Raw genomic sequence first — 15302 nt, forward strand, 5'->3', positions numbered from 1 at the left:
CTGGCCCGCGTCGGGATCGAGAACGCCGACCGCGGGCCCTCGACGAAGAGGCCGCCCCATCCGAGGATGATGTCGCCCGGGTCCGCGACCACGGGCGTGACGCGGCACGCAGGACCGTCCCCGCGGCGGAGCCGACCGAGCCCGATCGACGCCCGACGTCATGAGGACGACCGGAGCCCGAGCGGGCGATTCGAGCCGACAGGCCGGAAGCGAACGATGGCCAAACGACCGAGCGTCCAGGAGATTTTGGAAGTCGCCCGCCGCGGGGGCCCGGTCCCGGCCAGGACCGAGGCCCCGACCCCGATCGCGACGCCCCCGCCCCCCCCCGCGGCCGACGTCCCACGGCGCGTCGGATCCCGCCCCCGGCTGACGCTCCAGGCGAAGCTCGATCGGTCCCGCGTCGAGCGCGAGGCCCGCATCGCCGCCCGCGGCGCAGCGGCGATCGAGGCGACGCCGCCGGCCCTCGCGGCCGCCGTCCCCGCCCCGTCCGACGGCTCCCGGCGGCTGACGCTCCAGGAGAAGATCGCCGCCGCCCGCGCCAATCGACCGGCGGCCCGCACGTCGGCCCCCGTGGGTACAGCGACGGCCGTCGAGGAACCGGAGACCGAGATCGCCGAGCCGGGCCCGCGTCGGCTGACGCTCCAGGAGAAGCTGGCCGCCGCCCGCGCGCGAGGGCCGCGACCGCCCCCGCCCCGAAGCCCGCCGCGACCGAGCCGCCGCCCGCGTCCGGGTCGCCCGCGCCTCGCCTGACGCTCCAGGAGAAGCTGGCCGCCGCCCGCGGCGGGGCTTCGGCCCCGCCCGTATCGCCGCCGGCCGCGGCCCCGTCGACGGAGGCCCCCGCGAAGGCGAAGCCGATGTCGGTCCAGGAGAAGCTCGCCGCGGCCCGCTCGGGAAACTCTGCGAAGCCCGCCGGCGAGCCGTCGCCGGCCGTCGCCGCGAGCACCGCCCCCGCGCCGGCGGGCCCTCCCAAGACCATGTCGGTGAAGGAGAAGCTCGCCGCGGCCCGCGCGGGGGGGACGACGAAACATGCCCCGAAGCCGGCGACCGCCGACCAGACCGACGCGCCGCCGGCCGCCTCGCCGGCCGTCGGGGCGATGTCGGTGACGGAGAAGCTCGCCGCGGCCCGCGCGGGGGGAGCGGGCCGTCCCGCGCCCGCACCCGCCGCAACCTCCGCCGCCCCGGCCGCGAAGCCCGGTGGGATGTCGGTCAAGCAGAAGCTCGCCGCGGCCCGCGGCGTCGCGACGGCGCCCGAGACCGCGACTGTCGAGACGGCCTCATCGCCGACTCCGGTCCCCGCTCAGGTTCCGACGGCGGCGCCTCGCGTCCTGCCGCCGCTGGCCGAGATGACCGACCCCAGAGACCTCGCCGAGGCCCTCCGCCGCGCCGGGGCGAAGAAGGACCAGGAGGCCGCCGCTCGGCCGGCCGTCGCGACCTCGGCCGCGGCCGCCGCCGTCCCGGCCCGTCCCCGGCGCGAGGACGTGCTGGGCGAGCGGCCCGATCGGTCGCAGGTCCGCGTGGATCGTCGCGGGTTGTTCGTCTACGCGACGTGGTGGGTGGTCGTGGGCTGGCTCGCCTTCGCCGCCGCCCTGGCGCTGCTGTCGGCCATGATGATCCGCTACCTCTTCCCCAACGCCGACGCCGAGCCGCCCAGTACCGTGAAGGTCGGGTTGCCGACCGACTACGAGCCGGGCGACGTCAGCGAGCGGTTCAAGGATCAATGGGGGTTCTGGATCGTCCGCAACGTCGACGACCGGGGCCGCGACGTCATCTACGCCCTGCAAACGTATTGCACCCACCTGGGCTGCCCGCCGAGCTGGCTGCCGGGCGAGCAGAAGTTCAAGTGCCCCTGCCACGGCAGCGGCTTCTACAAGGACGGCGCCAACTTCGAGGGGCCCGCCCCGCGGCCCCTGGAGCGCTACAAGATCGGCCTCGCCGACGACGGCCAGATCGTCGTCGACAAGGGCCAGACGTTCCGGAAGGACCTCGACCAGTGGTCCGACCCCGACAGCTTCCTGGCCGTCTGACGCCTCGCGCGCCCCGCCCTCCCCAGCCTTTCGAGACCCCTCATGCCGCTCCGCGACCGCATCACCGAGACGCAGGTCTGGAAGAGCCTCTTCCGCCACCCGATGCCGACCGACCGGCGCAACCGGGTCCAGGTGATGCTCACGAATTTCTTCCTGCACCTGCACCCGGTCAGCGTCCGCAAGCAGGGGATCGCGCTCAGCTACACCTGGTGCATGGGGGGCGCGACGTTCTTCCTCTTCCTGGTCGAGATCGTCACCGGCGTGATGCTGATGTTCTACTACCGGCCGACGCTGGAGCACGCCTACAACGACATCCTCGCCCTCCGCGACGTCACCACGCTGGGCCTGCTCCGCGAGTTGCACCGCTGGGCCGCGCACGCGATGGTGATCGCCGTGATGCTGCACATGTACCGGGTCTTCCTGACCGGCAGTTACAAGCCCCCGCGCGAGTTCAACTGGGTGATCGGCGTCCTCCTGCTGGTGCTGACGCTGCTGCTCTCGTTCACCGGCTACCTGCTCCCCTGGGACCAGCTCGCGGTGTGGGCGATCACCGTCGGCTCGAACATGGCGAGGGCCGCGCCCGTCCTGGGGGCCGAGGGCCCGGGGGCGGGGTTTTTGGACCTCAACGGCGTGAAGCTGATCACGCCCGGCTCGGACGCGAAGTTCGCCTTGCTCGGCGGCCGGAGCGTCGGCGAGGGGGCCCTCAACCGGTTCTACGTCCTGCACTGCGTGGCGATCCCCCTGGCCGCGTCGCTGCTGATCATGATCCACTTCTGGCGCGTCCGGAAGGACGGCGGGATCAGCGGCCCCCTGTGATCGATCGGAACGCGAGCCCACGATGCACCAAGACGTCACTCCCGAGGTGCTGGCCGGCCTGGCCTGGTACTACCTGCTGGCCTCGGCCCTGAACGCGGCGGCCTCGGGCTACGTCGCCTACCACGAGATGGTCGCCGAGGGGGCCTCGCGCGAGGGCCTCGCGCCCCGCACCCGGCGCTTCCCCGAGTGGCTCTCGCTCGCGGTGGTCGGGCTCTACGGCGCGGCCCTGGTGACCGTGCCCTTCCGGTGGCTCCTGCCGGGCGGCCTGACGGTCGCGTACGGCCTCGCCTCGCTGGCCAACGGACTGCTCGCGCTGACGGCCGGGGCCGACGCGGCGCATTTCGCCGAGGTCCACGGATCGAGCGGGACGCAAGCCGACGAGACCGCGGGCGGCGGCCCCTCGCTCGACGACCACGTGCCGGCCGTCGGCCTGGGCGGGCCGATCAACCGCACGCTCTGGTCGCTCGTCTGGAGCGTCGTCGCCGTCGTCTTCCAGGCGATCGGGCTGACGTATTTCTTCAAGGGGCCGCTCATCCTCCCCCGGTTCGTCCGCGCGGGGGTCGACTACGCCGCCGGGCCGACGACCGTCTTCCTGGGGGCGACGCTCCTGTTCGCGGCCGTCGTCGCCTTCCGCCGGGTCTTCGCCGGCGGGCTCGTGGCCTTCGGGATCGTCGATCTGGCGCTCCTGGCCTTCGGACTGAGCCTCACCGACGCCGACTTCCGCGAGATCGTCGCCAAGCCCGACAACGTGCCGATCGTGGGCCTGATCGTCCTCGTCGCCGGCTTCACCTGGTTCGCCCTGCGACGCGCCGTGATCAACGACGCCCGCCGCGAGGCCGACCTGCCCGTCCTGGAGGCGCTCGAGCCCGACAAGGTCCTCACCTGGCCCGACCTGGTGTACACCGAGCTGATCTGCATGGTCGCCCTGACCCTGTTCCTGATCGTCTGGGCCGTCGTGCTCCCCGCCCCGCTGGAGCAGCCGGCCAAGGCGACCGAGGCGCCCAACCCGTCGAAGGCGCCCTGGTACTTCCTGGGCCTGCAGGAGATGCTCGTCTACTTCGACCCCTGGCTGGCCGGCGTCGCCTTCCCGAGCCTGATCATCCTGGGCCTCTGCGCGATCCCCTACATCGACGCCAACAAAGAAGGCTCGGGGTACTACACGATCGCGGCGCGGCCGTTCGCCTACGTCGTCTTCCTGTTCGGGTTCCTGGTCCTCTGGATCGTCCTGATCGTGCTCGGGACGTTCCTGCGGGGGCCGAACTGGAACTTCTTCGGGCCCTACGAGCGCTGGGAGCCCCACAAGGTCGTCCCGCTCAACAACGTCGACCTGTCCGACCTGGTCTGGGTGCGCGCGCTGGGCCGGGCGAAGCCGTCGTGGGCGCTGCTGCGCGAGGCTCCGGGCCTGGCCCTGCTCGCGTTCTATCTTTTGGCCCTGCCCCCGGTCCTGCTGCGCACCGTCTTCCAGGACTACCGAGCCAGGGCCGGGCTGACGCGGTCGCTGACGACGGTCGTCCTGCTTTTGATGATGGCCGCGCTGCCGCTCAAAATGATCCTGCGCTGGACGCTGAACCTCAAATACGTGATCGCCATCCCGGGATTCAACATCTGAAAGGAAAGAGGCCGGCCCTCCGAACCCTTCTCCCGCCGGGAGAAGGCGCCGAGCAGCGGCGGATGAGGGTCGTCGGAGTTCGGAAGGAGCAATGGCTTCCAGGACGCGTCGGCCTTCGCGAAGCGCCATGACCCTCATCCGGCCCTTCGGGCCACCTTCTCCCGGGGCGAGAAGGATGTTCCACTCTCGACGACCTTCCCCCGCCGCGTCTCGAAAGAAGCCTCGCCATGCCGGCCGACGACGAAACCTACCGCAGCCTGCCCGCCCTGCACCGCATCTTCGCGATCGCGTCGGTGGGCATGCTGGCGGCCGTCGTCTGGATGATCGCGGCCGACCACGACCGGCCCTGGAAGCGCGTCCAGCGCGAGTTCCACCAGCTGGAAGACGCCAAGCTCAAGGCCCTGGAGGCCCGGAAGCGGGCCGAGCGCACCGAGGCCCGCACCGCCGAGATCGCCGCCGTCGAGGCCCGGATCCGCGCCGCCGAGGAGGACGCGGGCCGCCGTTCGGCCGCGCTGGCGGCGCTCGACGTCGAGCTGGTGCGATTGGGCGGCCGGGCCGAGCGGGCCGACACCGCTCGACGCTTCAAGAAGGCCGAGCTGGACGGGCTCCGGACGGTCTACGACGGCATGATCGAGGGGGGCGAGGCCCATCGCGCCCGCGACTTCCTCGACGCCGAGGTCGCCGAGGCCGAGCGCCGGCTCGCCGACCTGGCGCGCGAGGACCAGGAGGCCCAGGCCGCCCTCAAGGCTAAACAAGCCGAGCGCGAGGCCCTCCGCGGCGGGGTCGAGGCGCTCGCTCAGGAGAGGGACCGGCTCACGCGCGAGGTCGACCGCGTCCGCCGCGTGATCGAGCAGAAGGCGTCGCGCAACTTCGGATGGCTCGTCCGGCTCCGCGGCCTGCCGGGCGTCGACATGGCCGCGCCGCCGTCGAAGATCGACCAGATCACCCTCCCGCAGCTGACGATCAACTACAACTTCAAGGACGTCCCCCGCCAGGACCGCTGCACGACCTGCCATCAGGGCATCGACCGTCCCGGATACGATCTCGACGCCCAGGGGAAGCCGTCCCCGCGGGTCTTCGCGTCGCACCCCGCCCTCGATCGGGGCGCGACGACCGTCGACCCCAGGCGAAAGGTCGTGCCCGCGGGCCTCTTCCTCGACGCCAACGGCCCCCACCCGATCCACGCCTTCGGCTGCACGATCTGCCACGGCGGCCAGGGCTCGGGGGTCGACTTCACGCACGCCGCCCACACGCCCGACGACGTCGCCGAGGCCCGCCGCTGGGGGGCCGAACACGAATGGAAGCCCGTCGAGCACTGGGACGCGCCCATGCTCCCCTCGCGGTTCCTGGAGGCGAGCTGCCTCAAGTGTCATCAGGACGTCGCCGACGTCCCCCAGGCCGCCAAACTCCAGGCCGGCCGTCGCCGGATCGCGAGCTACGGCTGCTTCGGCTGCCACGAAATCGGCGGCGGCGAATCGCCCGCGCCGAGCTTCGCCGACGAGCCCCGCGTCGGCCCCAGCCTCCGCAAGCTGGCCTCGAAGGTCGCCCCCGACTGGCTCTTCCGCTGGATCAAGAACCCCCACGCCTTCCGCCCCGACACCCGCATGCCGCGCTACTACGGCGTCGACGACGTCATCCCCGGCGACGCCCCCAAGTCCGACGCCGAGGTCCACGCGATGGTCCGCTACCTGACCGCGAAGTCCGAGCCCGCGGCCGACGCCCCGGGGCCCGCCGAGGCGCCCGACCCCGACCCCGACCGCGGCAAGCAGGCCTTCCTGCGCAAGGGCTGCCTGGCCTGCCACCAGCATCGGCCCTACCGCACCGAGGGCCCGACGAGCGAGGTGGCCCTACGCGATCGCAAGTTCGTCGATCCCGCGTACAGGCCGGCCGTCGACGCCACGTTCGACCCCTCGGTCTTCCCCGAGCCGGCTCGGCCGCATGCGATGGCCGACCTGGGGCCGAACCTCGTCAACGTCGCCGCCAAGTTCCCCTCGGGCGAACGCGGCCTGGCGTGGCTGACGGCCTGGCTCAAGGACCCCGGCGTCCACGACCCCGACAGCCTCATGCCCGACCTGCAGCTCACCGATCAGGAGGCGGCCGACGTCGCCGCCTGGCTGATCTCCGTCCCCGGCGGCTGGCCCGTCCGCGTCGACGCCCCCCCGGCCGCCGCCGCTCCGGTCCGCGACGCCGTCGACGAGCTGGTGCGGATGTACGTCGCCAAGGGGGGATACAGGAAGGACGGCAAGGCCGTCGGCGTGCCGTTGGGCCAGGTCGAGTCGTTCGTCGCCGGGCTGCCGGCCGACGACAAGCTCATGTTCCTGGGCGAGAAGACCATCGCCCGCCTGGGCTGCTTCGGCTGCCACGACGTACCCGGCTTCGAGAACGCCAAGCCGATCGGCGTCGCGCTCAGCGACTGGGGATCGAAGAGCCTCGCCCAGCTCGACTTCGGCCACGTCGACGAACTCATCGGCGACCGCCTCCCCGACGCCGCCGGCGCGCGCGACGGCGTCGACCAGTTCTACCAGGACCAGATCGCGCAGCGGACGCGCGTCGGCTTCCTCTTCCAGAAGCTGCACCGGCCCCGGAGCTACGACCACCTCAAGCGCGACCCGCTCTACAAGAGCTGGGACGACCGCCTGCGGATGCCCCAGTTCGCCTGGGCCGACGATCCCAAAGCCGTCGAGGAGGTCATGACCTTCGTCCTCGGCCTGACCGGCGAGCGGGTCCACCCGCGCTACGTCGCGCGGACGCACTACGACGAGGCCAAGGTCGCCCGCGCCGAGGGCGCCAAGATCCTCGACCGGTATCAGTGCGCGGGCTGCCACGTTTTGGAGATGCCGCGCTATCGGATCCCCGCCGGGACGTCGGTGGCCGACGCGCTCCCCGCCTTCCGGACGAACCTGCGGGCCTCGTACAACGCCCGCGCCTCGGACTTCTCGCCCGATTTGCTCGCGACCACCACCCACGACCCCCAGGCGAAGCTCGACGACGAGTCCGTCGAAGCGTCGTTGAAGGTCGGCCCGGACGACGGCTCGCCGGTCGTGGTCGAGGGGATGCCGCTCCAGGAGATCGACGACGAGGTGAGCGTGCAGGTCTGGAAGCCGGTCGTCGTCCGCGGCCACACGTTCAACGTCGGCGACATGCTGACGTTCGACAGGACCAAGGTGCAGGTCGAGCCGGCCGTCGGCGGCGGCTTCGCCTGGCTCTACGCGGCCTACCAGGCCGAAGAATCGGGAAAGCCGTTCGAGTCGTTCTGGAACCGCCTGCCGCCGCCGCTCATCCGCGAAGGTCTCAAGGTCCAGACCCCCTGGATGTCGCTCTTCCTGAAAGACCCCTACGCGATCCGCCCCGCGGCTCAGCTGCGGATGCCCCGCTACCACTACCGCAGCATCGGCCGCGAGACCGACGGGCTGGCCGACTACTTCGCCGCGGTCGACGGCGCGGAGTTCCCCTACCAGACGATCCCCCACCTGCTCCAGGGCTACGTCGCGGCCCGCGAGAAGGTCCACCCGAACTACCTGGACTCGGGCTTCGCGATGATGGCCGCGAAGGGCTCGCCGTGCATCCAGTGCCACGCCGTCGGCTCGTTCAAGCCCGAGTCCGGCCCGGACGCGATCACCGGGCCCGACCTGCGGCAGGTCGCCGGCCGCCTGCGTCCCGACTACCTGGAGCACTGGATCGCCAACCCCCGTCGGCTCGTGCCGTTCACCGCCATGCCCCAGAACATCGCCCCCCGCGGCCCCTCGCAGATGCCGCCCCCGCCGACGTTCGAGGGCCAGCGGTTGGAGATGATCCGGGCCATGCGCGACGCCCTCTTGAATTACGCCGTCGCCGTCGAGCGTCGGCTCGTCGAAACCGCACCGGCCGCCGCCCCCGCTCCGCCGGCGGCGCCCCCCACGCCGGCCGCCGCGGGGGGCGGGTCGCCCTGATCGCGGGAACGCCCGCGAGCCGATAAAATGGACGGGAAGGGAGGCCCGACGATGGCGAAAGACGACGTGAAGCGCGAGGTCGAGACGCTCCGCGCCGAGATCGACCGGCACAACCGGCTCTATTACCTCGAGGCCGCGCCCGAGATCGGCGACCGCGAGTACGACCGGCTGATGGAGCGGCTGACCGAGATCGAGGCCGAGCATCCCGAGCTCGTCTCCGAAGACAGCCCGACGCAACGCGTCGGCGGCGAGCCGCTGGCGCAGTTCGCGACGGTCGTGCACGCCGCGCCGATGCTCTCGATCGACAACACCTACAATCACGACGAGGTCCGCGAGTGGGACGCCCGCGTCCGCCGCGGCCTGAACCCCGGCGAGCCGGTCCGCTACGTCGTCGAGCTGAAGGTCGACGGCGTGGCCGTCTCGGTCCGCTACGAGCGCGGGCGGTTCGTCCTGGGGGCGACCCGCGGCGACGGCGAGCGCGGCGACGACGTCTCGGCCAACCTGCGCACCGTCCGCGAGATCCCCCTGACCCTCAAGGGCGAGGCCCCCGAGGTCCTGGAAGTCCGCGGCGAGGTCTTCATGACCAACGCCGAGCTGGCGCGCCTCAACGACCTCCGCCGCGAGGCCGGCGAGAAGCCGTTCGAGAACCCGCGCAACTCCACGGCCGGGTCGCTCAAGCTGCTGGATCCCCGCCTCTGCGCCCAGCGCCGGCTGCGGTTCGTCGGCCACGGCCTGGGCGAGCATCGCGGGGTCCACGAATCATCGTTCTACGACATCCTCATGCGATTGAAGGACATGGGCTTCCCCGTCAGCCCCCACGTCGAGCGGTACGACTCGATCGACGACGTGATCGAGCACGCCCGCGCGTGGGAGACCCGGCGGAACACGCTCGACTTCCAGACCGACGGCCTGGTCGTGAAGGTCGACGACCTCGGCCAGCGGAACCGGCTGGGCGCCCGCAGCAAGTCGCCGCGCTGGGCGATCGCGTTCAAGTACGAGGCGGAGCAGGCGATCACGAAGGTCCTCAAGATCACGGTCCAGGTCGGCAAGACCGGCAAGCTCACGCCCGTCGCCGAGCTGGAGCCCGTCCGCCTGGCCGGCACGACGGTCAAGCGCGCCACGCTGCACAACGCCGACGAGATCCGCCGCAAGGACGTCCGCGAGGGGGACGCGGTCGTCGTCCAGAAGGCCGGCGAGATCATCCCGCAGGTCGTCCGCGTCGAGAAGGAGGCCCGCACCGGCGACGAGGTCGAGTACGTCTTCCCCGACCGCTGTCCGAGCTGCGAGGCCCCCGTCGTCCGCGATCCCGACGAGGTCGACTACCGCTGCTCGAACAAGCCCTCCGCCTGCTCGCAGCAGCTCGAGCGGCGGCTGCGGCAGTACGCCCACCGCGACTCGCTCGACATCGAGGGCCTGGGCGACAAGCTGGTCGACCAGCTCGTGAAATCCAACCTCGTGCGGAGCATCCCCGACCTCTACCGGATCGACGCGGCGACCCTGGCCGACCTGGACCGCATGGGCGAGAAGTCGGCCGAGAACCTGACGACGGCCATCGAGCAGAGCAAGCTCAAGACGCTCGACCGCCTGATCAACGGCCTGGCGATCCGCCACGTCGGCGTGCGGACCTCGGAAGTCCTCGCCGCCCGCTTCCGCACGCTCGACGAGCTGCGCAACGCGACCCTCGCCGAGTTGGAGGCCGTCCCCGAGGTCGGCTCGGTCGTCGCCGCCAGCGTCCACGAGTTCTTCCAGGACCCCGACCACCGGCGCCTGCTCGACGAGCTGACGGCGTTGGGCGTCGACCCCCAGCCCTACACCCCGGTCGCCGCCGCGTCGACCGGCCTCCCCTTCCTGGGCAAGACGTTCGTCCTGACCGGCACGCTGCCGAAGCGCACCCGCCCCGAGGCCGAGCTGCTGATCAAGAGCCTCGGCGGCAAGGTGACGGGCTCCGTCTCCAAGTCCACCGGCTTCGTCCTCGCCGGCGCCGACCCGGGGAGCAAGCTCGAAAAAGCCCGCGCCCTGGGCGTGACGATCCTCGACGAGGACGAATTCGAGAGGCTTGCAGGAGAGATTTGAGGCCATTCGCGCCGCTGATGGGTAAGATCTGGCCGATCATGAACGTATCCTTGCAGGCGTTCCCGTCACCCATCGACCGGAGGGGGAAACCCATGCTCCAACAATTGCCCGTCGAATCGACGTTTTTCACCAAGTACAACAAAGTATTCGTCAAGGGCAAGATCCCGGGGTTCAACAGCAAGACGTTCCGGGTCGAGATGACCGCCGCCTTGGAGATCTACCTCAACGGCGTCAAGCAAGGGCCCGTCACCAGGGCCGGAGCCGTCGACATGACCCCCTCGGCGCCCGGCGATCATGAATTCAACGCGGTCTTCCTCTACACGCCGATCAGGTCGGAGGACGACCCCGACGCGAAGGGCGACCCCGACGCGAAGGGCGACCCCGACGCGGCGGGTGGGCCGCGGATCCCCACGACCGCCATCACCGTCACCCTTACGAACACGCCCGCCACCCCCATCCTCGGCGTCGGCACGGGCACGCCGGCGCTCTACCAGGTCGATAAGAGAAATCCCAACATCAACAATCAAGTCGACATCCAGATTCCGGGCCAAATCAACCTCTTCTCGCCCCCGGGCTGATCAGCCACGCGATCCGAGGTCCGGGCGTCATGGCGCGGCGTTGGGAAGCGTCTTGAGAGCCGCTTTGACCTCTTCCAACGTCCTGCGGTCGGGCGGACTCTTGGGATTGGCCGTCAGGGCGGATGTCAGCAAGCCTGCGGCTCGCTCCAGCCGCGGCCGGCCCGCGACTGCGTCTCCCTGGTGAACGTCCAGGAGACCGAGGCGGCCGACGGCGCGACCGAGCAGTGCGGAATACGCGGGACGCCCTGCGTCGATCTTCATCAACCCGTCGCTCGCCTCGAGGGCTCGTTCCAGGTCGGCTCGCGCGCCAGCGAGATCTTCGCGCTCCAGATGCTGGTCTGCTCGGGCGAACAGGGCCAGGGCGAGGTACTCGGGATAGACGACGATCTTGGGATACTGTCGGTACAAGGAGTCGATCCCATCGACCGCGGCGTCGGCGGCGGCCTTCGCCCCTTCCCCGTGCAGGGCGCGAGCCCGCTTCATGAGGGCCGCCGCCTTCAGGAAGCGGAGATTCTGGTCGGTGGGCGCCTTTTCGAGCAGGCCGTCCACCCGGCGCACCGTCTCGTCCAGGGCCGTGGCCGCCTCCGGCAGCTTGCCTCCCTCCAGGAGGGCCTCGCCGAGAGTGTCCTGGTACATGACCGCTTCCATGCGGTCGGTCGGCCCGGGCGAGTCGGAGTCTGCGAATTTCTGCATCGTCCGGGTCGCCAGGTCGGCGACGCGGGCGGCCTCGGCGTAGTCGCCCTCGCCCAATCGCCGATTCGCCAGGGTGTTCGCGACGCGCGCCTCGGTCCTTCGATAGTCGGGCGCGTCGGGGTATTGCGCGCGGAGGCCTGCCAGGACTTCCAGAGCCTCTCGTAGGAGGGGGTCGCCGTCCTCCGGCCGGCCCTCGGCCTGGAGCGCCGCAGCGAAGTCTTGCAGCGTCTCGGCCAGCAAATCGCGATACTTGCGATCGCCGGGCGAGTCGGCGAGCGCGTTGCGAAGCAGGCCGACGGCCCTCGCATAGGCCGCCGCGGTCGGCTGGCCGAGCAGCCTGAGGATCGTCGCCAGTTCGCGGCTCACCCGGGCTCCGAAGAACCGGACCTCCAGGTCTCGAGGATGTCGACGATCGAGGACGTCGAGCAGGGCCATCGCCTCGTCGGCGACCTTTCGCCTCAATTCGACCGCCTCCGGGACCGCGGGCATGGGCTTCGCGGCGATCGACAAGAGCATCCGATCGACGACCGTCAGGGACGCCCTCAGGTTCAGTTCCGCCTCCTCGCGCGCCGCGTCGGCGAGGTCGCGCTCCTTGCCGATCGCCGCGTTGGCCCGGCGGGCCTGGAGGTTCATCGCGGCGAGCCCGGCCAGGGCGCAGACCAGGAGCGTGGCGGCGGCGACGGCGGCCGTGCTGTGGCGGCGGAGCCAGCGACTGGATCGCACGCTCCAAGGCTCGGGATAGGCGACTGTCGGCTCGTCGTCGAGCCAGTGCTCGACGTCGCACGCCAGGTCGCCGGCCGAGGCGTAGCGGGCGGCCGGGTCGAACGCCATCGCCTTGAGGCAGACGGCCTCCAGCGCGGGAGGGACGTCGCGCCGGACGTCGCGGGGGCGGGGGAATTCGCCCTTCCGGACCTGGGCGAGGATGGAGGCGAAGTCGCCGGCCGCGACCGGCGCGCGTCCGGTCAGGACGGCGTAGAGCACCGCCCCGAGCGCGTAGACGTCGCTGGTCCGGCCCATCTGGCTGATGAGGCCGCGGGCCTGCTCGGGGCTCATGTAGGGGACCGTCCCCACGATCACGCCGTCCTGCGCCAGGGGCGAATCCTGGCCCGGGGGGAGATGCAGGGACGCTTCAGCGTCGCCCGGCTCGCCGTCCTTCCGGGGGATCGCGATCGCCAGGCCCCAGTCGACGACGAGGGTCTCGCCGAAGGGGCCGAGGAGCACGTGCTCGGGCTTCAGGTCGCGGTGCAGCACGCCGCGGCTGTGGGCGTAGGCCATCGCCTGGCAGGCGCTCACGAAATGGCGGAGCAGCCGGGGGAGCGTGGGGGGGGCTTCGCCCTCGGCGAGCGGACGGGCCTCGGCGTCGCCGTGGAGCTGTTTCAGCTTGTCCCGCAGGCTCGGCCCCTGGATGAACCGCATGGCGTAGAACGGCCGGCCGTCCTTCCGCCGGCCCATGCTGTAGACGGGGACGATGCCCGGATGCTCCAGGGCCCCGGTGATGATCCCTTCCAGCACGAACTGGCCGCGGCTGACGGGATGGTCGGCGAGCTTCTCCTGGATCTCCTTGAGGGCCACGTTCCGGTTCAGCTCCCGGTCCAGGGCGATGAACACCTTGCCGAGCTGCCCGGCGTCGTGGAGGCTCAGGATCTCGAACCGCGACGAGGACCAGCCCTCCCCGGGGCCGCCGGGGGGAGCCTCGCCATCGGGCCAGGGGCCGGCCTCGGCCTCGTCGCGGGCCGTCGTGGCCTCGGTGCCGAACTGGGTCGAGGCCGGGTCGAAGGTCAGGCTGGATTCGACGTCCGGATCCCCCATGCCCTCGACGGCCCGGAAGACCGGCGCGAGCGAGCCGAGGGCCGCCAGGCTCTTGTGGATGTCGTCGCCGTAACGCCGCCGGTGCTCGTCCGCCAGCGCCTCCAGCAGCGCGAGCTGCCGCTCTTCGAGCTTGCCCGCCCGGATGAGGACGGCCCCCAGGCGCCGCGTCTTGTCTTGCGCCCACGCCTGGATCGCCGCGATCAGGGTGTGATGGTCGATGAACCCGTTCTGGAGCGCGAGGATCCCGATCAGCAGGTTGTACGACGATCCGCCGGACGGCCCTTCCCCGGGGCCGGCGCCGGCGACCGGGGGCCCGCCCGGCGGGGCGACGGGAGGCGGCGGGGCCGCGGTGAGGTCGGCCGCGGTCGTCTGCTCGGCGAACGCCCCCTCGACGACCCCGCGCGAGCCCGGGAACCGCGAGAGGTACTCGTCGGGCGTCGGCGCCTCGCCCGCGGCGAGGCGGAGCGAGAGTTCCAACGGCAGGATCTTCTCCAGCAGCGGGTCGAAGTCGGGGCCGACGGCGGCCAGGCTGTCCTCGATCCGGGGGCCCTCGCCGCGGCGCCAGGCGGCTTCGAAACGTTCGCAGGCCTCGGCGATCCGCGTCATCTCGGACGGCGACGGCCCCTCCGTACCTTCGGGCGCATGGTCGTTCATCGGGCCGAGCCTTCCGGGCCGGGTTGCGGGGGTCCCTCGCGGCTCGCCGGACGTGCGCCCGGGATCACGACCGCGATTCGCGCGAATCCGCGCCGGATGATTCTAACATGCGCTTCCGGTGAGAAAACGCAAGAAAAGGCCGGCGGCCTAACCCTTCTTCTTGGGGACGACCAGGCCCATGGCCCGCATGAGCATTTGCAGGTCCTCCCACGCGTCCTTCTTGGCGGCGGGGTTGCGCAGCAGGTAGGCGGGGTGGTAGGTCGCGATCGTGGGGACGCCGAAGACGCGATGCCAGCGGCCGCGCAGCCGGCTCATGCTGAGGGCCGTGTTGAGCAGGGTCGAGGTCGAGATCCTCCCCAGCAGGCAGAGGTACTCGGGGCGGACGATCTCGATCTGGCGCTCGAGGTAGGGGAAGCAGTTCGACGCCTCGTGGGGGGCGGGGTCGCGGTTCTCGGGCGGCCGGCACTTGAGGATGTTGGCGATGTAGACGTCCTCGCGGCGCAGGCCCATGCCCTTGGTGATCATGTCGGTCAGGAGCTGGCCGGCCTTGCCCACGAAGGGGACGCCGCGACGGTCCTCCTCGGCGCCCGGGGCCTCGCCGATGAACATCAGGCGGGCGGTCGGCGAGCCGTCGGCGAACACGGTCTGGGTCCGCGTCGCCGCCAGCTCGGCGCACTTGACGCAGCCCGCGACCTCCTGGGCCAGCACCGCGAGCGCCGCGGCACGGTCCTCGGGGGCGAGGGCCGGCGTCTTGAACTCCACGACGCCGAACAGCGAGGCCGGCGCCGGCGGCTCGACGGCCCGGGGCTTCGGCTTCGCCGGGGTGGGCGTGGACGTCGCGGCGGCGATGGGGGTGGCGACCGGCGGCGGGGGCTCGGGTCGCTCGACGACCGGGGGCGGGATCGGCTCGGGCTCGACCTCCGGCCGGGGCCGGGCGACGGTCGCGGCGGCCGGCCGCGGGACGCGCGGGCGCTCGGGGGATTTCGGGATCGTCGCCGCCCCCGCGCGCGACAGCGACTCCAACCGTTGGCGGACCTCGCGGATCAGCAGGAGCCGCTCGGCGTCGTAGTCGAAATCCGTCGCCTCATCCATGTCCGACTCGGTCAAAGCGCCGCCC

9 protein-coding genes are annotated in these 15302 nt (G+C 71.6%); 7 read left to right on the forward strand and 2 right to left on the reverse strand.

All coding sequences use genetic code 11. From position 1 onward, the window contains the following. Positions 1-216: 216 nt before the first annotated feature. The 7 genes from PZE19_RS17420 (at position 217) to PZE19_RS17450 (ending at position 11029) form a co-directional block, all read left to right on the forward strand. Positions 217-750: a hypothetical protein gene (locus PZE19_RS17420; protein ID WP_277861901.1), complete on the forward strand. Its 534-nt coding sequence runs from the start codon at positions 217-219 to the stop codon at positions 748-750. A gap of 104 nt (positions 751-854) precedes the next feature. Then, positions 855-2024 carry a Rieske 2Fe-2S domain-containing protein gene (locus PZE19_RS17425; protein WP_277861902.1) on the forward strand — a complete coding sequence of 390 codons (1170 nt, stop codon included), beginning with the start codon at positions 855-857 and terminating at the stop codon, positions 2022-2024. 42 nt (positions 2025-2066) lie between these two features. Next, entirely contained in the window at positions 2067-2840 is a 774-nt protein-coding gene (locus PZE19_RS17430) for a cytochrome b N-terminal domain-containing protein (protein WP_277861903.1), read from the forward strand. Between the two features lie 22 nt (positions 2841-2862). After that, a complete protein-coding gene (locus PZE19_RS17435) occupies positions 2863-4449 on the forward strand; it encodes a hypothetical protein (RefSeq protein WP_277861904.1) in 1587 nt (528 codons plus the stop codon). A gap of 227 nt (positions 4450-4676) precedes the next feature. Then, positions 4677-8378, forward strand: coding sequence for a c-type cytochrome (locus PZE19_RS17440; RefSeq protein WP_277861905.1), 3702 nt, complete (start codon positions 4677-4679; stop codon positions 8376-8378). A gap of 51 nt (positions 8379-8429) precedes the next feature. Further along, positions 8430-10451, forward strand: a complete 2022-nt coding sequence (gene ligA, locus PZE19_RS17445) for an NAD-dependent DNA ligase LigA (protein ID WP_277861906.1) — start codon at positions 8430-8432, stop codon at positions 10449-10451. A gap of 92 nt (positions 10452-10543) precedes the next feature. Then, positions 10544-11029 carry a hypothetical protein gene (locus tag PZE19_RS17450; protein WP_277861907.1) on the forward strand — a complete coding sequence of 162 codons (486 nt, stop codon included), beginning with the start codon at positions 10544-10546 and terminating at the stop codon, positions 11027-11029. Positions 11030-11056: 27 nt separating this feature from the next. Here the strand turns inward: PZE19_RS17450 and PZE19_RS17455 are convergent, their stop codons facing one another. Together PZE19_RS17455 and PZE19_RS17460 are read right to left on the reverse strand one after the other, a co-directional pair. Further along, positions 11057-14185 (reverse strand): serine/threonine-protein kinase, encoded by a 3129-nt coding sequence (locus PZE19_RS17455; protein WP_277861908.1) that lies wholly within the window; start codon positions 14183-14185, stop codon positions 11057-11059. Between the two features lie 147 nt (positions 14186-14332). After that, on the reverse strand, positions 14333-15277 hold the full coding sequence (locus PZE19_RS17460; protein WP_277861909.1) for a uracil-DNA glycosylase: 945 nt from the start codon (positions 15275-15277) through the stop codon (positions 14333-14335). Between the last annotated feature and the right edge of the window lie 25 nt (positions 15278-15302).

It is taken from the genome of Paludisphaera mucosa (assembly GCF_029589435.1).
GTDB classification, from domain to species: Bacteria; Planctomycetota; Planctomycetia; order Isosphaerales; family Isosphaeraceae; genus Paludisphaera; species Paludisphaera mucosa.